This is a genomic window from Arsenicicoccus dermatophilus (genome assembly GCF_022568795.1).
GTDB classification, from domain to species: Bacteria; Actinomycetota; Actinomycetes; order Actinomycetales; family Dermatophilaceae; genus Arsenicicoccus; species Arsenicicoccus dermatophilus.
Genome location: NZ_JAKZHU010000002.1, coordinates 94490 through 116243 on the forward strand (window position 1 = coordinate 94490; position 21754 = coordinate 116243).

At 71.6% G+C, this 21754-nt stretch carries 18 protein-coding genes and 2 tRNA genes; 6 read left to right on the plus strand and 14 right to left on the minus strand.

What is annotated here, in order from left to right; translation table 11 throughout:
- Window positions 1-50: 50 nt before the first annotated feature.
- The gene (locus MM438_RS13770) at window positions 51-344 is read left to right on the plus strand and encodes a cell division protein CrgA (protein ID WP_241453658.1); all 294 of its coding nucleotides are present in this window, start codon (window positions 51-53) and stop codon (window positions 342-344) included.
- 365 nt (window positions 345-709) lie between these two features.
- Here MM438_RS13770 and MM438_RS13775 read toward each other — a convergent pair whose 3' ends face one another.
- Both MM438_RS13775 and MM438_RS13780 read right to left on the minus strand, forming a co-directional pair.
- The gene (locus MM438_RS13775; protein WP_241453659.1) at window positions 710-1612 is read right to left on the minus strand and encodes a rhomboid family intramembrane serine protease; all 903 of its coding nucleotides are present in this window, start codon (window positions 1610-1612) and stop codon (window positions 710-712) included.
- A 198-nt stretch (window positions 1613-1810) separates the two neighbouring features.
- Entirely contained in the window at window positions 1811-2296 is a 486-nt protein-coding gene (locus MM438_RS13780; protein ID WP_241453660.1) for a peptidylprolyl isomerase, read from the minus strand.
- Window positions 2297-2449: 153 nt separating this feature from the next.
- Between MM438_RS13780 and MM438_RS13785 the strand changes: the two genes are divergently transcribed.
- Both MM438_RS13785 and MM438_RS13790 read left to right on the plus strand, forming a co-directional pair.
- Entirely contained in the window at window positions 2450-3841 is a 1392-nt protein-coding gene (locus MM438_RS13785; protein ID WP_241453662.1) for a hypothetical protein, read from the plus strand.
- Window positions 3842-4010: 169 nt separating this feature from the next.
- Entirely contained in the window at window positions 4011-4457 is a 447-nt protein-coding gene (locus MM438_RS13790) for a DUF2871 family protein (protein WP_241453664.1), read from the plus strand.
- Window positions 4458-4582: 125 nt separating this feature from the next.
- Here the strand turns inward: MM438_RS13790 and MM438_RS13795 are convergent.
- The 7 genes from MM438_RS13795 to MM438_RS13825 all read right to left on the minus strand — a co-directional run bounded on the left by MM438_RS13795 (window position 4583) and on the right by MM438_RS13825 (window position 13220).
- A tRNA-Ala gene (locus MM438_RS13795) sits at window positions 4583-4655 on the minus strand.
- 167 nt (window positions 4656-4822) lie between these two features.
- A tRNA-Ile gene (locus MM438_RS13800) sits at window positions 4823-4899 on the minus strand.
- An 89-nt stretch (window positions 4900-4988) separates the two neighbouring features.
- Complete coding sequence (locus tag MM438_RS16830) at window positions 4989-5603, minus strand: DUF3566 domain-containing protein (protein ID WP_241453666.1); 615 nt, start codon at window positions 5601-5603, stop codon at window positions 4989-4991.
- On the minus strand, window positions 5600-8299 hold the full coding sequence (gyrA, locus tag MM438_RS13810) for a DNA gyrase subunit A (protein WP_241453669.1): 2700 nt from the start codon (window positions 8297-8299) through the stop codon (window positions 5600-5602). Before gyrA ends, MM438_RS16830 begins: the two co-directional genes overlap by 4 nt.
- Before the next feature lie 66 nt (window positions 8300-8365).
- A complete protein-coding gene (gyrB, locus tag MM438_RS13815; protein ID WP_407568209.1) occupies window positions 8366-10522 on the minus strand; it encodes a DNA topoisomerase (ATP-hydrolyzing) subunit B in 2157 nt (718 codons plus the stop codon).
- Window positions 10523-10925: 403 nt separating this feature from the next.
- Window positions 10926-12737 carry an FUSC family protein gene (locus MM438_RS13820; RefSeq protein WP_241453670.1) on the minus strand — a complete coding sequence of 604 codons (1812 nt, stop codon included), beginning with the start codon at window positions 12735-12737 and terminating at the stop codon, window positions 10926-10928.
- A gap of 90 nt (window positions 12738-12827) precedes the next feature.
- Window positions 12828-13220, minus strand: coding sequence for a PaaI family thioesterase (locus MM438_RS13825; protein WP_241453672.1), 393 nt, complete (start codon window positions 13218-13220; stop codon window positions 12828-12830).
- A 59-nt stretch (window positions 13221-13279) separates the two neighbouring features.
- Between MM438_RS13825 and MM438_RS13830 the strand changes: the two genes are divergently transcribed.
- The gene (locus MM438_RS13830) at window positions 13280-13675 is read left to right on the plus strand and encodes a DoxX family protein (RefSeq protein ID WP_407568208.1); all 396 of its coding nucleotides are present in this window, start codon (window positions 13280-13282) and stop codon (window positions 13673-13675) included.
- 86 nt (window positions 13676-13761) lie between these two features.
- Entirely contained in the window at window positions 13762-14490 is a 729-nt protein-coding gene (locus tag MM438_RS13835) for a hypothetical protein (protein ID WP_241453674.1), read from the plus strand.
- A gap of 48 nt (window positions 14491-14538) precedes the next feature.
- On the opposite strand, the gene MM438_RS13840 is transcribed toward MM438_RS13835, so the two are convergent.
- From MM438_RS13840 to dnaA, 5 genes are all read right to left on the minus strand, one after another.
- On the minus strand, window positions 14539-15195 hold the full coding sequence (locus MM438_RS13840) for a DciA family protein (RefSeq protein ID WP_277628423.1): 657 nt from the start codon (window positions 15193-15195) through the stop codon (window positions 14539-14541).
- Window positions 15192-16397 (minus strand): DNA replication/repair protein RecF, encoded by a 1206-nt coding sequence (gene recF, locus MM438_RS13845; RefSeq protein WP_241453676.1) that lies wholly within the window; start codon window positions 16395-16397, stop codon window positions 15192-15194. Before recF ends, MM438_RS13840 begins: the two co-directional genes overlap by 4 nt.
- 1 nt (window position 16398) lies before the next feature.
- The gene (gene gnd / locus MM438_RS13850) at window positions 16399-17403 is read right to left on the minus strand and encodes a phosphogluconate dehydrogenase (NAD(+)-dependent, decarboxylating) (protein ID WP_241453678.1); all 1005 of its coding nucleotides are present in this window, start codon (window positions 17401-17403) and stop codon (window positions 16399-16401) included.
- 142 nt (window positions 17404-17545) lie between these two features.
- Window positions 17546-18679: a DNA polymerase III subunit beta gene (dnaN, locus tag MM438_RS13855; RefSeq protein WP_241453680.1), complete on the minus strand. Its 1134-nt coding sequence runs from the start codon at window positions 18677-18679 to the stop codon at window positions 17546-17548.
- A 744-nt stretch (window positions 18680-19423) separates the two neighbouring features.
- Window positions 19424-21082: a chromosomal replication initiator protein DnaA gene (gene dnaA / locus MM438_RS13860; RefSeq protein ID WP_241453682.1), complete on the minus strand. Its 1659-nt coding sequence runs from the start codon at window positions 21080-21082 to the stop codon at window positions 19424-19426.
- A 526-nt stretch (window positions 21083-21608) separates the two neighbouring features.
- On the opposite strand from dnaA, the gene rpmH reads away from it, so the two are divergent.
- Entirely contained in the window at window positions 21609-21746 is a 138-nt protein-coding gene (gene rpmH / locus MM438_RS13865) for a 50S ribosomal protein L34 (RefSeq protein WP_013885212.1), read from the plus strand.
- Window positions 21747-21754: the final 8 nt, after the last annotated feature.

The following is a 21754-nucleotide window of genomic DNA, read 5'->3' on the forward strand; positions in this document are numbered from 1 at the left end:
GTTGTGGGCAGACCCACCGTACCCGTGGACCCTCTCGAGCAGGAGTCGTCGTGCCCGCATCCAAGAGCACCAACCCGTCCCCGTCGGACAACCCTGGCCGCCGCGGCCGTTCGTCCGCCGCCCCCGCCAAGGCGTCGCGCAAGGGCGAGACCGGGGTCAAGGAGCCGAGCCCGCGGTGGTGGGCGCCGCTGATGGTGACGCTGATGATCATCGGGCTCATCTGGGTGGTCGTGTTCTACCTGTCCCAGACGGCCTACCCGATCCCGCACCTGGGGTACTGGAACCTCGGGATCGGGTTCGGGCTGATGCTCATCGGCTTCGCGATGACGACGAACTGGCGCTGACCCCGCCACCACCCGACGGAGGGCCGCCCGCTCACGCGGGCGGCCCTCCGTCGCCGTCGGGGGACGGCGTGTCGTCCCCAGCTGTGCACAACGGGCACGTTATCCACAGGGTTGTCCCCATCGTGTGGGTAATTACACGGTTGTCATGCGTGACTACCCCCGAGTTATCCACAGGACCTGGGGAAAAGTACCCCCAAATCGGTGGACAACCCTGTTGACCAGCCTGGGGACGACCTGTGCACCGATGGGGATAACCGGTGATTCACACACCCATCCTGTGGGTAACTCAGCCGTCCTGGGCCGACGAAGGCCCCGTCATCCCCAGGCTGGGGGCGACGGGGCCAGGCCGGCCGGTGCCGACGAGATCAGGCGGCGCCGGGAACCAGGGCGGGAGCGAGGGCGTACTTCGCGATCGCCAGGCCCACCAGCACGACGAGCACGCCGGCCAGCGCCGGCCACTGCAGCCGCACCCGGTCCCTGCGGCGGGTGACCCAGACCAGGCCCGCGACGACCGCCCCGGTGACGAAGCCACCCAGGTGCGCCTGCCAGGCGATGTTGGGGACCATGAACCCGATCGCCACGTTGATGCCCAGGAAGACCAGCAGCGACCGGACGTCCCGGTGCTGCAGCCGCGCCAGCACCAGCTCGGCGCCGAAGAGGCCGAACACCGCCCCCGAGGCCCCCACCGTCGGGGTGAACCACGCCGAGCTCACGTCGTACATCGGGCTCACCGACGGCTGGGCCAGCAGCAGGTAGCCCACCGACCCGCCGATCGCGCTGATCAGGTAGAGCGCGAGGTAGCGCGGCTGACCCATGGCCCGCTCCAACGGCTGGCCCACCGTCCACAGCGCCATCATGTTGAACAGCAGGTGCGTCAGCCCGCCGTGCAGGAAGGCCGCGGTCACGAAGCGCCATGGCTCCAGGCGCCCCATCGCCGGCATGAACCACAGCCCCTCCTCCACGGCCGGGGTCACCCACTGCAGCAGGAACATCACCACGCACGCCGTCACCAGCGCCGAGGTCACCGGGGACTCGCCGAACGCCCCGCCGAACCCGCCCGCCGGGGCGCCCAGCGAGGTGCGGGCCTGCGGTGCGGTGCGCGCCGCCTCGCGGACACAGTCGACGCAGTGGATCCCCACCGGCGCCTGCCGCTGGCACTGCGGGCAGGTCGGTCGCCCGCAGCGGGTGCACCGCACGTAGGCCACCACCTGCGGGTGGCGCGGGCAGGTCGGGACCTGCGGGTCCGGCTCGGGCTGGCTCGTGGTCATCGGGTCCTCACGACGGCTGGCGGGGTGCTCGACCACGGGTTCGCCGGTCGGGCAGGCGATCTCAGGGTATGACGGGAGCGGCCCGCGCCGGGGCACCTGGGAGCAGGTGCGAGGGGCGCGGGCCGCGGGTGAGACCACGCGCCGGCTTCCGGCATACCGCCTGCAGGCGGACGGGACCGGGCCGACGCGAGGCCGGGGTCACTCGGAGACGGTGGTGCTCTCGATCACGACGGGCTCGACCGGCTTGTCCATGCCACCGGTGCGGACGGCGGCGATCTTGTCGACGACGTCGCGCGAGGCCTGGTCGGCGCACTCGCCGAAGATCGTGTGCTTGCCCTGCAGCCAGGTGGTGGGGGCGACGGTCACGAAGAACTGCGAGCCGTTGGTGCCGCGACCCATGCGCTTGCCGGCGTTGGCCATGGCCAGCATGTAGGGCTGGGTGAAGTTCTTGTCCGGCGAGATCTCGTCGTCGAAGGGGAACCCGGGCTGGTCGGGCTGGCCGGTGCCGGTGCCCTGGGGGCAGCCGCCCTGGATCATGAAGCCGGGGATGATGCGGTGGAAGGTCAGACCGTCGTAGTAGCCGTCCTTGGCCAGACCGGTGATCTTGGCGACGGTGGTGGGGGCCGCCTCGGGGAAGAGCGTGAGGCTGATGTCGCCGTGGTTGGTGTGCAGCGTCCAGTTCATGTCGGCCAGTCTCGCACGAGAGCTTCGCGTCGAGCAGGTCTGAGCACGCCCACCGGCGGGTAGGGCGAGAGAGAACGAGATGTGCGCACCCCCGCCCGTGTGGGCAAGATGGGTGCGACGCCCACCGCGTATCGATCTCCACAGGAGGACACCATGATTCGCAACAAGTACAAGATCGAGAAGAAGAGCAAGCTGGAGCTGGCTCAGGAGGACGCCGCCGCCAAGGCGAGCGACGTGCAGGCTGCTGCCGCCGGCCACGCCGCGACCGTGGCCGACAAGGCCACCGACATCAAGGACGCCGCCGCCGACCGCCTCAGCAGCGCCGCCGGCACCGTCAAGGACCACCCGGCCCCCACCGCGCTCGCCGCGCTGGGCACCGCCGCTGCCGCCGCCCTCGCCTCCGGCCTGGGCTCGCGGGAGGAGCACCACACCACCGACGAGCTGCCCGGCTACGGCACCGCCCGCACGTCCGAGCGCAAGGACCACGGCGGCCTCGTCGACGAGATCGTCCCGCTCGTGCTCAAGGCCCTCGTGGGCATGGCCGCCGCCGGCACCACCGCCACGGCCGCCAAGGCTGCCGCGGACAGCGACACCGACATGGGCGACATGGCCAAGAAGGCCGCCGACGCCGTGGGCGTCAAGAAGGCCGCCGACACCGTCAGCGACATCGACGTGACCGGTCTGGTCAAGGGCGCCGCCGGCCTGCTCGGCGCCAAGAAGGCCAAGGACGCCGCCACCGACGACGACAACGACTCCTCCGGCCTGGTCAAGGGCGCCGCCGGCCTCTTCGCCGCCAAGAAGGCCAAGGACGCCGCCACCGACGACGAGCAGGACGAGGACATCGACATCGAGGACCTCACCACCAAGGCTGCCGCCGCGGGCATCTCCAAGAAGGAGCTCGACAAGGCCGCCAAGCGGGCCTACAAGCGCGAGGACAAGCGCGCCGCCAAGCTCGCCGCGGTCCAGGCCAAGCTGGACGCCGAGCAGGCCAAGCTCGAGGCCCAGGAGGCCAAGACCGCCAAGGCCGCGAAGAAGGCCAAGAAGGTCGAGAAGCGCGAGAACAAGTCCGGCGGTGGCATGCTCATCACGCTCGGCCTGCTCGCCACGGCCGGCGCCGTCGCCGCCGTCGCCTACCGCCGCACCACCCCGCAGGACGACCCGTGGGCGACCCCGCTGGCCGACCCCTACACCGGCCCCGAGTCCACCACCATCGGCTCCGCCGGCACCGGCACCGTGGGCACGAGCACCGTGGGCACCGGCACCGACTACTCCACGTCGAGCTCGTCCACGACCTACTCGGCCCGTGACTACAGCACCGAGTCCTCGGTCGACCTGACCGACGCCAAGCCGCTGGGCTCCCACCAGCCCGCCGGCGACCCGCTGTCGGCCGTCTCCACCGAGCCGGTCATCCTGGACGCCAAGGACCAGGAGGACTTCGCCGCGACGACCCCGTCCACCGCGACCGAGTTCGACCGCGCCGACGACGGTGCCGGCCAGCACCTGGACCACAACGCCGGCTCGGACAAGCGCGCCAACGACATCTGAGTCCGCTGACTCCGACACCCCGCGACGCCCGGGCCTGACGGCCTGGGCCCGCACCTCGGGGGGCGGCGACCCGCAGGGGTCGCCGCCCCCCCGGCGTCTGCGGGCACGGGCGCGGTCCTGGTCCGTGCGGACCGGGTGCACCCCTGCCGGCATACGCGAAGATGGAGCCATGACCACGCAGACTCCGGACAGCACCCGTCGATCGGCCCTGACGACCATGTATCGCCTGGTGGTGATCTGGACCACCCTGGGTCTGGTCGGCGGTGTCTTCTATCGCGAGTTCACCAAGGCGCAGGGCTTCCACGGCCACACCCAGCTGTCCGTGCTGCACACCCACCTGCTCGCGCTGGGCACGCTGCTGGGCCTGATCGTGCTGCTGCTCGAGCGCAGCTTCCGGCTCAGCGCCACAGCGCAGTGGCGGCCCTTCCTGGTGACGTATGTCGCGGGCCTGCTCGTCACCACCACCATGATGGTGGTCAAAGGAGTGCTGCAGGTCCTCGAGAGCACCAACGCCGACAGCCCCGCCCTGGCCGGGCTCGCCGGGCTCGGGCACATCCTGCTCACGCTGGCGCTCGTCTTCCTGCTGATGGCCCTCGGCAAGCGCCTCCACGACTGACTCACCCCCCAGGGGGCGCGCGGACCCAGACGTAGGCCGGGCAGGAGGGACCGGGCGAGTCGTGCGGCGACCTCGGCAGACGCGCGTGGGCCCGGCACCACATCGGTGCCGGGCCCACGTCGGGGTGGAGCGTAGGGGACTCGAACCCCTAACCCCCTGCTTGCAAAGCAGGTGCGCTACCAATTGCGCCAACGCCCCGTGCTGGGGAACTATACCGGGCCGGTCGGCGAGCCTGCCGCAACGACCGAGCCCGCTTCCCCCGGTGCGGACCGGGCCGATGGCGGCCACCCGCCCGCACCCACCGCTCACGACGACGATGCCCCTAGCACGACGAAACCGCCGCCCGAGGGGCAGCGGCTCCGAGGTGGTGGGCCTAACAGGACTTGAACCTGTGACCTCTTCCTTATCAGGGAAGCGCTCTAACCGTCTGAGCTATAGGCCCGCACCCGCGCCGACGTCCTGGTGAAGATCAGGTGTCCAGCGCGGAGACAAACGTTACCCCAGGCACGGGGCGACGATCAAAACGGGTGGTCAGTCGTCCGTCAGCGTCTGGTTGACGCCGCCGACCAGGCCCGCGCAGATGTTGTAGAGGAAGGCCGCGAGGGTAGCCAGGGCGGTCAGCAGCAGCACGTTGATGAAGCTGATCACGATGGACAGGGACAGCACCCGGCTGAACCCGGCGTAGTCCATGATGTCGAACTTCTTGCCCGATCCGAGCAGGCTGGCGATGGAGTCGTTGACCGCCGAGAAGACGCCCATCCCGTTGAGGATCATCCACAGGACGGCCACGAGGACCACCCCGGCGATGCCTGCGGCGACGGACAGGAGGAAGGCCAGCTTGAGCACCGACAGCGGGTCGAGCCGCTGCACCCGCAGCTTGGCCTGGCGCGGGCCGCCCGCGGCGAGCCCTCCAGGGCCCGCGTCGCGTGAGCTGGTGGGGGCCGCACCGCGCGCCGCGCTGCGCGCGGCGTCGCGAGAGCTGGTGGGGGCCGCGTCGCGCGCCGCGGACGCGCCGCTCGCGGCGCCGCCCGCCGCACCGCCCGAGCTGGTGGGGGCCGCGTCGCGCGCCGCGGACGCGCCGCTCGCGGCGCCGCCCGAGCTTGCGGGGGCCGTCACCTGGGTGCGTTCCGGCTGCGAGATCGTCACTGGTCCTCCTGCGGAGAGTGGTCGTCGGCGTCAACGCTAGCCGCTGCGTCGATGCCCGCGCTGACAGCGGCCCCGTCGGACACCGAGGGGTCCGGGGCGGCCTGTTCGTGCTCAGTCTGCCCTACGTCCTGGGCAGCCTGGTCGCCGCCGGACGTCGTGGCGTCGTGGTGATCCCCAGGCGTGATCGCGCCGGCACTGGCCGTAGTCATCTCGCCGTTCTCCGGGTCGTCGTCACCCTCCCGCTCGGCGTTGCGGGCGACCGCCACGATGCTGTCGTTCTTGCCGGGGTTGGCGAAGGTCACGCCCTGGGTGTTGCGACCCGTGTAGCGCACCTCGTCGACGCGAGAACGCACGATCCGGCCGCGCTCCATGACGAGCATCACCTCGTCGTCCGGGGACACCACGAGCGCCCCCACGAGGTCGCCACCACGCTCGGACTTCTTGGCCACGAGGACGCCCAGCGTGGCCCGCCCCTTGACGGGGTACTCCGACGCCAGCGTGCGCTTGGCCAGACCGTTCTCGAAGACCACGAACACGTCCGGGTCGGTGTCCTGCTCGACGACGTTCATGGCGAGCAGCTCGTCGCCGTCGCGGAACTTCATCCCCGTCACGCCGGAGGTGGACCGTCCCATGGGTCGCAGCACGTCGTCGGAGGCCGTGAAGCGCACCGACTGGCCCTTGCGGGACACGAGCAGCAGGTCGTCCTCCGCGGACGCCAGAGCGGCGCCCACGAGCTCGTCGCCGTCGCGCAGGTTGATCGCGATCAGGCCGCCGGAGCGGTTGGAGTCGTAGTCGTCCAGGCGGGACTTCTTGACCAGGCCCCGGCGGGTGGCCAGGAGCAGGTAGGGCGCGTTGATGTAGTCCTGGATGGCGAGCACCTGGGCGATGCGCTCCCCGGGCTGGAAGGCCATGAGGTTGGCGACGTGCTGGCCCTTGGCGTCACGCGATCCCTCGGGCAGCTCGTAGGCCTTGGCCCGGTAGACCCGCCCGAGGTTGGTGAAGAAGAGCAGCCAGTGGTGGGTCGTGGTGGTGAAGAAGTGCTCGACGATGTCGTCGCCGCGCAGGGTCGCGCCGCGCACGCCCTTGCCGCCGCGGTGCTGCGAGCGGTACTCCCGGGTGACCGTCCGCTTGGCGTAGCCGCCGCGGGTGATCGTGACGACCACGTCCTCCTGGGGGATCAGGTCCTCCATGGACATGTCGCCGTCGAAGGGGACGATCTCGGTGCGCCGGTCGTCGCCGTACTTGTCGACGATCTCGGTCAGCTCGGAGCCGATGATCTGCCGCTGGCGCTCCGGCTTGGCCAGGATGTCGCGGTAGTCGTCGATCAGGCGCTGCAGCTCGTCGTGCTGCTCGATGATCTTCTGCCGCTCCAGGGCGGCCAGCCGCCGCAGCTGCATGTCGAGGATGGCCGTCGCCTGGATCTCGTCGATGTCGAGCAGGTCGATCAGCCCGTCGCGGGCGACCTCGACGGTGCGGGAGGCCCGGATGAGCGCGATGACGTCGTCCAGGGCGTCCAGCGCCTTGAGCAGGCCGCGCAGGATGTGGATGCGCTTCTCGGCCTCGCCGAGGCGATAGGTCGTCCGGCGGACGATGACCTCGACCTGGTGGTCGACCCAGTAGCGGATGAACGCCGACACCGGCAGCGTCCGCGGCACCCCGTCCACCAGCGCCAGCATGTTGGCGCCGAAGGACTGCTGCAGCTGCGTGTGCTTGTAGAGGTTGTTGAGGACGACCTTGGCGACGGCGTCGCGCTTCAGCACGATCACCAGGCGCTGGCCGGTGCGCCCGGAGGTCTCGTCGCGGATGTCCGCGATGCCCTGCAAGCGACCCTCCTTGGCGAGCTCGGCGATCTTGAGGGCCAGGGCGTCCGGGTTGACCTGGTAGGGCAGCTCGGTGACGACCAGGCAGGTGCGGCCGTGGATCTCCTCGACGTTGACCACCGCCCGCATGACGATCGAGCCGCGCCCGGTCCGCTGCGCCTCCTCGATCCCCTTGCGCCCCATGATGAGCGCGCCGGTCGGGAAGTCCGGGCCCTTGATCCGCTGCATCGAGGCCTCGAGCAGCTCCTCGCGGGAGGCCTCGGGGTGGGCGAGCAGCCAGTGCACGGCGTCCGCGACCTCGCGCAGGTTGTGCGGCGGGATCTGGGTGGCCATGCCGACCGCGATGCCCGCCGAGCCGTTGACCAGCAGGTTGGGGAAACGCGCCGGCAGGACCGCCGGCTCCTGGGTCTTGCCGTCGTAGTTGTCCTTGAAGTCGACGGTGTCCTCGTGGATGTCGCGCACCATCTCCATGGCCAGCGGCTTCATCCGGCACTCGGTGTATCGCGGCGCGGCGGCCCCGTCGTTGCCCGGCGACCCGAAGTTGCCCTGCCCGTCGATCAGGGGATAGCGCAGCGACCACGGCTGCACCAGGCGCACCAGGGCGTCGTAGATCGCCGAGTCGCCGTGCGGGTGGTAGTGCCCCATGACGTCACCCACCACGCGGGAGCACTTGTTGAAGCCGCGGTCGGGGCGGTAGCCCCCGTCATACATGCCGTAGACGATCCGCCGGTGCACCGGCTTGAGCCCGTCCCGCACGTCCGGCAGCGCGCGGCTCACGATGACGCTCATGGCGTACTCGATGTAGCTGCGCTGCATCTCGGCGTTCAGGTCGACCGGCTCGACCCGGTCGACGATGGAGGGGGGCTGCTCGCTCATGTCTGCTGGGACCTCTCGCACGATGGCGTATGACGGAAAGGCTGTCGGGGGTGGACGCGCGCGGGGTCAGGCGTCCAGGAAGCGCACGTCGCGGGCGTTGCGCTGGATGAACGAGCGGCGGGACTCGACGTCCTCGCCCATCAGCACGGAGAAGATCTCGTCGGCCGCGGCCGCGTCGTCCAGCGTGACCTGCAGGAGGACCCGGTGGTCGGGGTCCATGGTGGTCTCCCACAGCTCCTGGTAGTTCATCTCGCCCAGACCCTTGTAGCGCTGGATGGGCGCGTCCTTGGGCAGCCGGCCGCCCGTCGCCTGGCCGGCGGCGACCATCTCGTCGCGCTGGCGGTCGGAGAAGGCGAACTCGTGCTCCCGGTTGGTCCACTTGATGCGGTAGAGCGGGGGCTGGGCGAGGTAGACGTAGCCGGCCTCGATCAACGGGCGCATGAACCGGAAGAGCAGCGTCAGCAGCAGGGTGCGGATGTGCATGCCGTCGACGTCGGCGTCCGCCATGATCACGATCTTGTGGTAGCGCGCCCGGGAGATGTCGAAGTCCTCGCCGACGCCGGTGCCGAAGCCGGAGATCAGCGCCTGGACCTCCTGGTTGGCGAGGACCTTGTCGATGCGGGCCTTCTCGACGTTGAGGATCTTGCCGCGGATCGGCAGGATCGCCTGGGTCATCGGGTTGCGGCCCTGGGTGGCGGAGCCGCCGGCCGAGTCGCCCTCGACGATGTAGACCTCGGACACCGAGGGGTCCTTGGACTGGCAGTCCTTGAGCTTGCCGGGCAGGCCGCCGGACTCCATCAGGCCCTTGCGGCGGGTGGCCTCGCGGGCCTTGCGCGCGGCGATGCGGGCGGCGGACGCCTGGACCGCCTTGCGGACGATCTCCTTGCCCTCGCCGGGGTGCCGCTCCAGCCAGTCGCCGAGGCGGTCGGTCATCGCGCTCTGCACGAAGCCCTTGACCTCGGAGTTGCCGAGCTTGGTCTTGGTCTGGCCCTCGAACTGCGGCTCGCCGAGCTTGACCGAGACGACCGCGGTCAGGCCCTCGCGGATGTCGTCGCCGGTGAGGTTGTCGTCCTTCTCCTTGAGCAGTCCCTGCTTGCGGGCGAAGTCGTTGATCAGCCGGGTCAGGGCCGCGCGGAAGCCCTCCTCGTGGGTGCCGCCCTCGTGGGTGTTGATGTTGTTGGCATAGGTGTGGACCGACTCGGAGTAGGCCGTGGTCCACTGCATGGCGACCTCGACGGCGAGGGCCTTGGCGGTGTCCTCGAGCTCGAAGTCGATGATCTCGTCGTTGACGACCTCGGTCCGCTTGGACCTGTTGAGGTGCTGGACGTAGTCGACCAGACCGTTGTCGTAGCGGTAGGTCACGGTGCGGCCCTTGGCCTTGCCCTTGGCGTCGGTGGCGACCTCCTCGGTCACGCCCTCCGCGGTGTCGGCGGCCTCGCCCTCGGTGGCCGCGCCGGCCTCCTCCGCCTCGAGGTCCCCCTCGGCGACGGCGACAGCCTGCTCGCGCTCGTCGGTCAGGCAGATGGTCAGCCCCTTGTTGAGGAAGGCCGTCTGCTGGAAGCGCGCCCGGATCGTCTCGTAGTCGTAGACCGTGGACTCGAAGATCTCCGGGGAGGCCCAGAAGGTGATGGTGGTGCCGGTGCGGTCCGACTCCTCCTCCTTCGCGAGGGGGGCGACGGCCACACCGTGGTCGAACTCCATCCGGAAGGCGTGGCCGAGCTGGTGGACCTCGGCGAGCAGGCGGGTCGACAGGGCGTTGACCACCGAGGAGCCCACGCCGTGCAGCCCGCCGGACACCTTGTAGCCGCCGCCGCCGAACTTGCCGCCCGCGTGCAGCTGGGTGAGGACCAGCTCCACGGTGCTCATCTGGTACTGCTCGTTCATCCCGGTCGGGATGCCACGTCCGTCGTCGCTGACCCGGACCCCGCCGTCGGCCAGCAGCGTCACGTCGATCCGGGTGGCGAAGCCCGCCAGGGCCTCGTCCACGGCGTTGTCCACGATCTCCCACACCAGGTGGTGCAGACCGCGCTCGCCGGTGGACCCGATGTACATCCCAGGCCGCTTGCGCACGGCCTCCAGGCCCTCCAGGACCTGGATCGAGCTGGCGTCGTAGTCACCCTCGACGGCCGGGGCCTTGCGCTCGAGCTCCTGCGCGAGCTGCTCGACCGCCTCCGGGCCGGTGGGTCGCTCGTCGTCCGCCACGGTGCTCCTCACATCTTTCATCACGTATGACGGCCCGCTCCGCGGGCGACGACCACCACCCGCCCGGCGCTGCCGGGCACCGCGGGGGTGGACGCGCACCGTGAGTAGGGTCGCTCCTGGCCGCCGGCGTGGCAGCCGTCCGTCAGTCTATCGGTCCGTGGGGACAAATCACGCCCACGAGGGCCCCTGCAGGCGGTGTCGACGAAAAAACAGGTCGGGTCTCGTGTCCCCCCACGTCACAGGGGCGTCCAAGGCCGTGCACAGGCCATCTGCCGGCTCGCCCGGAGGCCCGCCGTGGTGCCGCCCTTCGGCCGTTCTCGCCAGAAACGCCCACGGAGCGTGACGCGGAAACCACAGATGGCTCGACATGCCCCGTCTGCACCCTGCAGGGGCAGCCGATCCCGGGCTCCTGCGGGCCCGGGCGTCAGCGCAGGCGCGCCACCGCCGCCTCCACCGCCTGGACGTCCCGCTTGATGTCGGCGGCGGCCCGCGGGCGGGTCACCGGCTCGGCGAGGACCCGCCGCAGCGACACCCGCGCCTCGTCGACGCTCGCGCCGGCGGTGCGCAGCTCGGGGTGCCAGCAGGCCCCGAGGACGAGATAGCCCAGGCGGGACACCGACCGCTCCATCTGACGGTAGGCCGCCACCGCGGCGGGCGCGTCCGACAGCGCCCTGCTCGCCACCTGGTCGCACTCGAGCAGCTCGAAGTAGAGGTGGCGCCGGTGGTCGACCGCCTCGGGTCGCTCCAGCCCGCCCGCGGCCAGGTCGGCCAGCACCCGGTCGACGGCCACCACGACCCGTCGGGCGTGCCCCCGCAGGACCAGCTCCGGACCCGTCCGGCCGGTGAACCACAGCGCCGCGAGGGCGCAGCCGATGCCGATCACCGTGTCGGTGAGCCGGTCGACGAGCGTGTCGACGACCGGGGCCCCGGGGGCGGCCGCCTGCCCGATGGTGAGTGCCAGCGGGGTGATGACGACCACGGCCAGGGCGTAGTTGCGGGTGATCAGCAGCTCCACGGCGAGCATGAGCAGGACGAGCACGCCGACCAGGGCCCACCCCTGCGGGGCGAGTCGCACGAGGAGCAGGTAGGCCCCCAGACCGACCAGCGTGCCGAGACCGCGGTGCAGGGCCCGCACCGTCTGCGCCTCCCGGGTGCCGCCCTGGTGCAGCAGCAGCGCCGCGAAGGCCACCGCCCAGTAGGCATGGCCGCGGTGGGTCAGCAGAGCCAGGCTCCCCGCGACCACGGTGGCCATCCCGACCCGGGCGGCCACCAGCAGCACCTCCGAGGGCCAGCTCGCAGCCTGTCTCAGCAGGTAGCCCGCACCCGGGCGGCCCAGCGAGCTGTCCCGCAGCTGCTCGGCGTCGACCTCGTCGGTGCTGCCCTCGTCGGCCAGCAGCGAGCGGTCGTCCGGTCCGCCGGCGCCGTCCAGCCCCAGGACGTGCTCCTCCTCGGCCGTCGCGTCGTCCACCGAGCCCCAGGGGTGCGGCTCCTCCAGGTGGGCCCGGACCCGGGCGGCGGCGTCCCGGGCCACTGCCGCGGCATACCGGGACTGCACCTCGCCCATCAGCGCCCGGTGGGCCGGGCTCGCCCCGTCACCGGCGGCGGTCCACCCGCGGTGCAAGGCCGACGACGCCTGGGCGCGGGCCTGGGCTCGCTCGTCGCCGACCGCCTCCGCGTAGGTCGTCACCGCCCGGTCGGCTGCCGCGACCGCCCGGTCCTCGGCCGCCCGCGGGGCCACGAGCAGGTCGCTCATGCCCACCAGCCAGGATCCCAGCGCCCCGGCGGCCGCCGCCCCGACCGCCACCAGCGGCGGGCGCCCCGAGCTCTGCGCGAGGTTGGCGACGCCGAGGACCAGGACGAAGAAGTACGAGCCCGGCGGCCCGACCTTGAGGCTCACGCAGACGAAGGCCGCCAGGACCGCCACCAGGCACAGCAGCACCAGGGTCAGCACCGGGCTGCCCACGGTGAGCGTGCCCAGGGCCACGGACCCGACCAGGGCGAGACCGACCAGCGCCAGCAGCCGGGCCCGGAAGCGCCCCGGCGTCGTCGGGCCGTAGAGGATGGCGAAGGCGCCCAGCCCGGCCGCGAGGCCGAGCGACAGCCGACCGGTCAGCTGCCCGACGACGAGGGGGCCGCCCATCGCGGTCGCCGCCTTGGCGGCGACCAGGCGGCGGGGTGGGGAAGGGTCGAGCCGCACCAGGGTCTCGGCATACCGGCGCAGGGGAGGCGTGGACATCCCGCCCATTGTCCCGCAGCCAGGGGCCGCGCCGTCCCGACGCGCGGGAGGCGGGCGAGGTGCCCGCCTCCCGGGCCAGGAGACCCCGGATCAGTCGGCGTCGATCACCGAGAAGGTCGCCACGCCGTGGGCGACCGGCTCGTCGTCCTCGACGCGCACCACGTCCGCCTCGAGCATGATCAGCGAGCCGCCCTCCTTGCGGACCTCCGCGCTCGCGAGCAGCTCCTCGCCGACCTTGGCACCGTTGAGATAGGTGACCGTGAGGGAGACGGTCACCGCGGACTTGTCGTCGGGCAGGTGGTCCCGGGCCGCCTGGCCCATCGCCGAGTCGAGCATGGTGGCCAGCAGCCCGCCGTGGACACCGCCGTTGACGTTGGCATGCGCCTCGGTCGGGGTGACCCGCAGCCCGGCGTCGTCGCCCGGTCGGCCGGTCTCGTGGGGATCGCCGGCGGTCACGCCGAGGGTGTCCATGAAGTTCGCCATACCGTCTCCTTGCCCTGACAACCCGCGCCTGAGACGTGCTGCGACCTATCGTGACGGTCATGTCCGATACCACGACCGCTCCCGCCGCCCGCCGGGCCCGGCGATCCGCCCGCACCATGGCCGGCTTCCTCACCGGCATGGGCGTCCTCCACCTCGTCAAGCCGGAGCCCTTCGACTCGATCATCCCCGCGTGGGTGCCGGGCAGCGCGCGGTCCTGGACCTACGGCTCCGGCGTCGCCGAGCTCGCCACCGCGGCGCTCCTCGCCGTCCCCCGCACCAGACGCGTCGGCGGCGCCGTGGCCTCGGCACTGTTCGTGGCGGTCTTTCCCGGCAACCTGGAGATGGCCCGGCAGTGGCGGGACCGCCCCGCCCACCTGCAGGCGATCTCCCTCGGCCGGCTACCGCTCCAGGCCCTGATGGTGGCGCAGGCGGAGGACATTCGGCGCCACGCGTGACGCGAGCGGGTGCGCCTGCCCGACGCGGGCGAGAGCAGGCCCCGGCCGACCCCCGCCGACGGTGCGGCTCGACTAGCGTGGCCGTCATGCGCCTGCTGCCTGCTCTCGCCGCCACCTGCGTCGCCCTCGCGGCCTGCTCGTCCGCAGGAGGCGACTCCTCGACCCCGGGATCCGGGGCCGGCGCCACCACGAGCACGAGCGGTATGCCGAGCGGCTCGACCACGACCGGGGCGCCGGGTGCTCTCACCACCCGCAGCGCAGCCCCCTCGGTCGCCGTCAAGCCGGTCGCCCTCCCGGCCGGGCACCGGTGGATGCCGATCCCGGCGCTGCACACCCGCCTCGCCCTGCCCACGACCTGGAAGGTCATCGACCTCGCCACCGTGCGCGACCAGCGTGGGACCCCCGCCTTCGCCGCGACCGCGGCGGCGCTGGGCTACACCGAGCAGGAGCTCGCGGACTTCGCGGCCTCGGGCGCCGTCGCCATGGCCGTGGGGCCGGACGCGGGCGACACCGCACCCAACCTGCTCGTGAAGTCCGTCGCGGGGGAGGCCTTCGCCGACGGCGACCACCTCACCTCCGCCGCCCGAGGCGCCACCGGGGTGCTCGACGAGCAGTCGGAGCCCGCGTGCCCGGCAGGCCCGTGCGTCCGCGGGGACTTCCATGCACCGCTCGGGGACGGGACCGTCGCCCAGATCTCCCAGCTGGCCGTGACCGTGGACGGCCAGCAGGACCTGGTCACCGTGGCAGCCGCCGACGCGGCCACGCGCGACGGCGTCATGGACGTCGTGGCCGCGACCTACACGCCCGCTCCCTGACGAGCGCCCGGACCGGAGGCCGACCCGCCGACCGGCCCGGCCTCGCCCTCAGCCGTAGGTGTCCCGCGGCCCTCGCCCGTCCGCGGACCGACGGCGACCCCGGCTCCAGCGGGGTGCGCTGGGCCCGACGACCCGCAGGTCCTCCACCACCCCCTCGCCGACCTCGGCCGTGAGCCGGCCCAGGATCGAGGAGGTCATGAGCCGCAGCTGCGTCGCCCAGGCCGTCGACGAGGCGCGCACCGTGAGGATCCCGTCCTCGAAGGTCAGCGGTTCGCTGTGCTCGGCCACCTCCGACCCGACGACCTGCGACCACCTCCCGATCACCGACCCGACCTTGACCTCGGACTGCCAGCCCCGGCCGGCGACCAGGTAGGCCAGGGTGTCCCCGAGGAGCAGCGGGTCGCGGCCGGCGGCGTCGACGCCGGTCCCGCTCAGCATGATCTCGGCGGGTCGTCGCTTGCGCCGCGGGCGGGATCCCGGACGCAGCCCCTTGGCCTTGGCCACCGAGCGGGCCCGTTGCAGCGCCGCGGCGGCCGCGGTCTCGGCGGCGTCCGGGGCGAGCCGTGGATCCGGGTCCTCGAAGGTCTCCTCCGCCAGCTCGGCGACCAGCTCGCCGGAGGGATCGTCGAGCAGGTCCTCGGCGAGGAGGTCGTCGGGCGTCCTCTCCTGGTCGGCTGCGCCGAGGTCGTTCGGCAGGTCCGTCATACCGCCGTCACCTCTCCCCGTTTCACGTGAAACCGAGCACCCTCGACCAGCTCCGGGGGCACGTCGTCGCCGACCGCAGCGGTGATGAGGACCTGCTCGCAGTCGGCGATCATCCCGGCCAGCCGGCTGCGGCGTCCCGCGTCCAGCTCGGCGAAGACGTCGTCCAGGACGAGCACCGGGTCGTCGCCGAGGTCGTGCCGCAGCAGCTGGAAGCTCGCCAGCCGCAGCCCGAGGGCGAAGGACCACGACTCGCCGTGCGAGGCATAGCCCTTGGCCGGGAGCTCGCCGAGCTGGAGCAGCAGGTCGTCGCGGTGCGGACCGACCAGCGTCACGCCCCGCTCGATCTCCTGCTCCCGCACCCGCAGGAGCGAGTCGGTCAGCAGGTCGGCGAGCTCGGTCGGCTCGGGCACCTCCCCGTCGGCGATCCGGGCCGTGGCCTCCTCGTGCAAGGACGAGCGATAGGTGATCCGCGCGTCCGACTGGCCGGCGCTCACCTCGTCGTACGCCTGGGACAGGTAGGGCCCCAGGTCCCGGACGAGCCGCAGCCGGGCATACAGCAGGCTGGCCCCCACCTGCGCGAGGTGCTGGTCCCACACGTCCAGGGTGTGCAACGCGCCCGCCAGGGCGTCCTCGACCGGCTCCTGTCCCTGGCCGTATGCCGACCGGCGGCGACCACCACCCTTGCGCAGGACGGGCGCGGCCGACTTGAGCAGGGCGTTGCGCTGACGCACGACCTTGTCGTAGTCGCCGCGCACCCCGGCCCAGCGGGGCTGCCGCTGCACCAGGAGGTCGTCGAGGAAGCGTCGCCGCTCGGAGGGGTCACCCTTGACCAGGGCCAGGTCCTCGGGGGCGAAGAGCACCGAGCGCACGGCGCCGAGCACCTCCCGGGTCCGCGACACCGGGGTGCGGTTGAGCTTGGCCCGGTTGGCCCGGCCCGGGGTGATGGCAAGCTCTACGAGGGTCTCGCGGCCGTCGCGCACCACCACGCCGCGCACGACGGCCTGCTCGGCGCCGTGGCGCACGAGCGGCGCGTCCTGCGCGACGCGGTGGGACGACAGGGTGGCGAGGTAGCCGACGGCCTCGACCAGGTTGGTCTTGCCCTGGCCGTTCAGACCCTCGAGGGTCGTGACACCGGGCGCCAGCGGGAGCTCCGCGGCGTGGTAGCTGCGGAAGTCACCGATCGACAGGTGCCGGAGATGCACCTCAGTGCTGCTGCAGGTCCCCGGTGCCGGAGGAGCGGCTGCCCTGCTCCTGGGCCGAGCCCTTGGCGCCGGTGTCGTCCTGCTTCTCCCGCGCGCCCTCGTGGACGTCGGACAGCGGCGTGCCCTCCAGCATCTTGACCGCGTGACCGCCGAACTGGCCGCGCAGGGCGGCGACCGCCTGCATCGCGGGGGAGTTCTCCTGGCGAGACTGGAAGCGGGCGAAGAGCGAGGCAGCGAGCACCGGCATCGGCACGGCGAGCTCGATGGCCTCCTCCAGGGTCCAGCGGCCCTCGCCGGAGTCGGTGGTGAACTCCGAGATGCCCTCGAGGTCGGGCGTCTCCTCCAACGCCTTGACCATCAGGTCCAGCAGCCAGGAGCGGACGACGGTGCCCCGGGTCCAGGCCTTGAAGCAGCCGTGGACGTCCTCGACGATGTCCTTGGCCTGGAGCAGCTCGAAGCCCTCGGCGTAGGCGTGCATCAGGCCGTACTCGATGCCGTTGTGGACCATCTTGGCGTAGTGGCCTGCGCCGACCTGGCCCGCATGGACGAAGCCCTCGTCGCGCGGCCCCTCGGGACGCAGCGCGTCGAAGATCGGCATCGCCCGCTCCACCAGCGCCTCGTCGCCGCCGACCATGAGCCCGTAGCCGTTGTCCTTGCCCCAGATGCCGCCGGAGACGCCGCAGTCGAGGTAGCCGATGCCCTTGCCGGCCAGGTGCTCGGCGTTGACGACGTCGTCGGTGAACTTGGAGTTGCCGCCGTCGATGACCAGGTCACCCTCGGCCAGCAGGCCGGAGAGCTTCTCGATCGTCTCGCGGGTGGGGTCACCGGCGGGGACCATGATCCACACCGTGCGGGGGGTCTGGAGGCGTCCGACGAGGTCCTCCAGGGAGGTCGCGTCGCTGATCTCGGGGTTGAAGTCGTAACCGATGACCTCGTGGCCGGCGGCGCGCAGGCGATCGCGCATGTTGCCGCCCATCTTGCCGAGGCCGATGAGTCCGAGCTGCATGGAAGGACCTTTCGTGGGAGCAGGGTGCGATGGGTGCTTACCCACCACACCTCGAGGCTAGGCGACGCAGGCGGCACCGGCGCCGGGCGGCCACCGACGGCTGACGCCGGGGCCTGAAGGTCGGCCGCCGGGGCGCCGGCCGTCAGGCGGGGAAGCGCACGGGCATCAGCACGTAGCGGTAGCTCAGGTCGGGCTCCGCGTCGGCGTCGGCCTGCCCCACCAGGACGGCCGGTCGGCTGGCCTGGGTGAACTGGAGGCGGCAGTGGCCGGTGCCGACGGCACCCAGCCCGTCGAGCAGGAAGTGCGGGTTGAAACCGATCTCGATCTCCGGGCCCGTCAGCGAGCACTCGACCGCCTCGCTGGCCTGCGCGTCGTCGCCCGCGCCCGCCTCGATCGACAGCTGGCCCTCGGTGAACCGCAGGCGCACCGGGGTGTTGCGCTCGGCCACCAGGGCCACACGCTTGACGGCCTCGACGAGAGCGGCCGTCTCGACGACGGCCTCGCTGTCCACCGAGGTGGGGAAGATCGAGGTGACCTTGGGGTACTCGCCGTCGAGCAGGCGGGTGGTGGTGCGGCGGGTGCCGGCCTCGAAGCCGACCAGGCCGTCGCCGCCCGCGGCGTCGCCCAGCGCGATCTCCACCGACCCGGAGGCCCCGAGGGACTTGGCCGTGTCGGACAGCAGCCGCGCCGGGATGAGCGCCACGTGGGCGGCGTCGGAGGCGCTGGGGGACCAGGTGAGCTCGCGCATGGCCAGCCGGTAGCGGTCGGTCGCCAGGAGCGTCATGGTCTCGCCCTGGATCTCCACGCGGACCCCGGTGAGGATCGGCAGGGTGTCACCCCGGTCGGCGGCGACGGCGACCTGGGCGACCGCCTGGGTGAAGGTGGTTCCGTCGATGGAACCGCTGGGCTGCGGGCTGCTCGGCAGCGTGGGGTACTCGCTGACGGGCATCTGCAGGAGCGCGAACCGGCTGGACCCGCACGTGAGCTGGACCTTGGAGCCGTCGGTGGCGAGCTCTGCCGGACGCGCGGGCAGGTTGCGGCAGATGTCGTTGAGCAGCCGGCCGTTCACGAGCGCCGACCCGGCCTCGGTCACCTCGGCCGCGATGGTCAGGCGCGCGGAGATCTCGTAGTCGAAGGCCGACAGGGTGACGGTGTCGTTGTCGTGGGCCTCGATCAGCACCCCGGCGAGGACGGGGGTCGGTGGGCGGTTGGGCAGCGCGCGGGCGACCCAGGTGACGGCCTCGGTGAGCACCTCGCGCTCGAGTCGGAACTTCACCTTGTCACTCCTCGGTCGTTCGGGCCCCGGGGACGGTCTCGACGGGTGGCGGCGGACGTGCGGGTCCGCGCCGGGCCGCGCCGGTGTCGTCGGGGCTGTGTGGATGGCGGCAGGCGTGGCCTGTGCCTGGGACGACAGTAGTGCACAGGGGTGACGGTCGTCGGTTCACGCGCGGGTGTGCCGAGCAGCTGTCCCTGTGCGTGGTCGGAGGCCTGCTGCTCGCGTTCGAGGGCAGGCAGGGCGGCCTGTGCGTGAGTCATCCCCAGATGTACGTGGGGCGGATCGATGCAGAGAACCAGGGTTAGTCGTCATCATCGGGCCTGTGGGAACTGTGGATAACTCATGACCTCGCACGTCACGACCTGGATCGCCCTGTGCATGGCTTGTGGATCCAGCGGTGGACGCGCTGCGTGACCTGTGGACAGAGCTTTTTCATCCACAGGCGGTCCACCGTTCTTGTCCGGTCGTCCCCAGGTGCGTGGGAGTTATGCCCCGGTTGTCCACCGGAGGCGGTGGATATCTGCAGATATGTCCGCCCGGGCCCGAGCGGTGGTGTGAGGTTTCATCACACTATGTCGCTATACGCCGAATGGGTGGACCAGTCGAGGGATCGTCTTGACTGATCGTAGTTGGTAAGCCTATTGGGGTGATCGACCACAGGCCTGTGGACAACCCTGTGGAAACGCCGATCCCCGGGCTGGGGACCAGTCCGGGGATCGGCGGGTGACGTGCCGCGTCGAGGGCTCAGCCCGGGGTCGACTTGATCCGGGTGGTGAGCTCGGTGACCTGGTTGTAGATCGCCCGCCGCTCGCTGAGCTGCTCGCGGATCTTGCGGTCGGCGTGCATGACGGTCGTGTGGTCGCGTCCCCCGAACTGCTGGCCGATCTTCGGCAGCGACAGGTCCGTGAGCTCGCGGCAGAGGTACATCGCGATCTGGCGGGCGGTGACCAGCACCCGCGAGCGGGAGGTCCCGCACAGGTCCTCCACGGTCAGGCCGAAGTACGACGCCGTCTGCGCCATGATCGTCGCCGGGGTGATCTGGTTGGTCTGCTCGGCCGGGATCAGGTCCTTGAGGACGATCTCGGCCAGGGTCATGTCCACGGCCTGGTGGTTGAGGCTCGCGAAGGCCGTGACCCGGATCAGGGCGCCCTCGAGCTCGCGGATGTTGGTGGAGATCCGGCTGGCGATGAACTCCAGGACGTCGTCCGGGGCGGTCATCCGCTCCTGCACGGCCTTCTTGCGCAGGATCGCGATGCGCGTCTCCAGGTCCGGGGGCTGGACGTCGGTGAGCAGGCCCCACTCGAACCGGCTGCGCATCCGCTCCTCGAAGCCGCTCAGCAGCTTGGGCGCCACATCGGACGTGATGACCACCTGCTTGTTGGCGTTGTGCAGCGTGTTGAAGGTGTGGAAGAACTCCTCCTGCGTCTGCACCTTCCCCTGCAGGAACTGGATGTCGTCGATGAGCAGGAAGTCGACGTCGCGGTAGCGCCGCTGGAACTCGCCGGCCTTGTTGGACCCGATGGAGTTGATGAAGTCGTTCGTGAACTCCTCGGAGTTGACGTACTTCACCCGCACGTTGCGGTACATCTGCTGGGCGTAGTGACCGATGGCGTGCAGCAGGTGCGTCTTGCCCAGCCCGGAGCCGCCGTAGATGAACAGCGGGTTGTAGGCCTTGGCCGGCGCCTCGGCCACGGCGATGGCGGCGGCGTGGGCGAAGCGGTTGCTCGAGCCGATCACGAAGGTGTCGAAGGTGTACTTGGGGTTGAGCTTGGCGTCGCCGCCGTCCTCCGCGCTGAACGGCTTGCGGAAGATGTCGCGGATCCCCACGCCCTCGGCCATGAGCTCGCGCTCGTCGTCCCGGTCGTCGTCGATGCCGTGGCCGACCCGGGCCGCGACGTTGTCGGACACCAGGTGCAGCTCCACCGGATCGGCGTGGAAGCGGTCGGAGTAGGCCTCGCGGAAGCCGTCGCCCCCGGACCGCACCGCCCGCTCGTCCCGAGCCAGCCTCAGCCGGTCAGTCTCACCGTGCAGGGTGCCGGGGCCGCCGTCGGCGAGTCGGTCGGCGGACGTCAGGACGGTCGGGTGCTCACCAGCCGCCCGCTGGGGGTCGTCGTCGCGGTCCTCCGCCTCGCTGAGCTCCAACGAGCTGTCGATGGTGACGGCGAGCCGCACGTCGCGGCCGAGCTGCTCCTGCAGGGCGGAGACGAGCTCGGTCCGGATGTCCCGCTCCACCAGGCCGCGGGTGTAGTCGTTGGGCACGGCGATCAGCGCGGTGCCCTCGAGCAGGCCGACCAGGCGGCTGAGTCGCAGGAAGCCGCGGTGCTTGGCGGAGATCCCGTGGGACTCGAGGGTGCGCAGGGTGTCTCGCCATACGCGAGGGACGTCGACCTGGGCGTCGCTCACGGTGCCTCGTTTCGCTGGTGCGCGCGGATCCCCGGCGCACGGGGTGTGGACAGTCGGTCGGTCGGTCCCCCGGGCCGCCGCAAAGGCGCTGGTAGGAGGGTGATCCACATGGTTGTCCACAGGGTGTGGACAACCAGCATAGACAGGAGTGACCGACGCCACGGGAAGCCACCACGCTAACAACGGCTGTGTCGCGGCACAAAAGGCGTGGGGGCACGCCTGCGGGCGGTCCGGAGCCGGCCGGGCGCGTGTCGGTGGCGGGGCGGTGCAGGGGCGACGCCGGGACGGCGGCGGGACGGCGGCGAGACGGCGGGCGGCCGGCCCGCCCGGGCCGTCGTGGTCAGCGGGTTTGACCCCCTGGTCTGCGCTGACGTATTTTGGAGGGCCGTCGGCTGTGCCGACGAGTTCTGCATGCCACCGCCTCTTGCACCACGCGGGCGGGGTGCAGGACGCACCCGCCCGACCAGTCGCCGCAGGACGCCTCGCGCCCTGCCCAGCGACCCGACACCGTCAACGGAGTTCTCCCGTGAGCAAGCGCACCTTCCAGCCGAACAACCGTCGTCGCGCCAAGACGCACGGCTTCCGTCTCCGCATGCGCACCCGCGCCGGCCGCGCCATCCTGGCCGCCCGTCGCCGCAAGGGTCGCTCCGAGCTCTCCGCCTGAGACGCCCT

Coding starts and splice junctions, on each gene's coding strand:
- MM438_RS13830 (WP_407568208.1), top strand. CDS start 13,280: ATGTCCGATACCACGACCGCTCCCGCCGCCCGCCGGGCCCGGCGATCC.
- MM438_RS13785 (WP_241453662.1), top strand. CDS start 2,450: ATGATTCGCAACAAGTACAAGATCGAGAAGAAGAGCAAGCTGGAGCTG.
- MM438_RS13825 (WP_241453672.1), bottom strand. CDS start 13,220: ATGGCGAACTTCATGGACACCCTCGGCGTGACCGCCGGCGATCCCCAC.
- MM438_RS13780 (WP_241453660.1), bottom strand. CDS start 2,296: ATGAACTGGACGCTGCACACCAACCACGGCGACATCAGCCTCACGCTC.
- MM438_RS13775 (WP_241453659.1), bottom strand. CDS start 1,612: ATGACCACGAGCCAGCCCGAGCCGGACCCGCAGGTCCCGACCTGCCCG.
- gyrA (WP_241453669.1), bottom strand. CDS start 8,299: ATGAGCGAGCAGCCCCCCTCCATCGTCGACCGGGTCGAGCCGGTCGAC.
- gyrB (WP_407568209.1), bottom strand. CDS start 10,522: ATGAAAGATGTGAGGAGCACCGTGGCGGACGACGAGCGACCCACCGGC.
- gnd (WP_241453678.1), bottom strand. CDS start 17,403: ATGCAGCTCGGACTCATCGGCCTCGGCAAGATGGGCGGCAACATGCGC.
- MM438_RS13840 (WP_277628423.1), bottom strand. CDS start 15,195: ATGACGGACCTGCCGAACGACCTCGGCGCAGCCGACCAGGAGAGGACG.
- MM438_RS13820 (WP_241453670.1), bottom strand. CDS start 12,737: ATGTCCACGCCTCCCCTGCGCCGGTATGCCGAGACCCTGGTGCGGCTC.
- MM438_RS13835 (WP_241453674.1), top strand. CDS start 13,762: ATGCGCCTGCTGCCTGCTCTCGCCGCCACCTGCGTCGCCCTCGCGGCC.
- MM438_RS13790 (WP_241453664.1), top strand. CDS start 4,011: ATGACCACGCAGACTCCGGACAGCACCCGTCGATCGGCCCTGACGACC.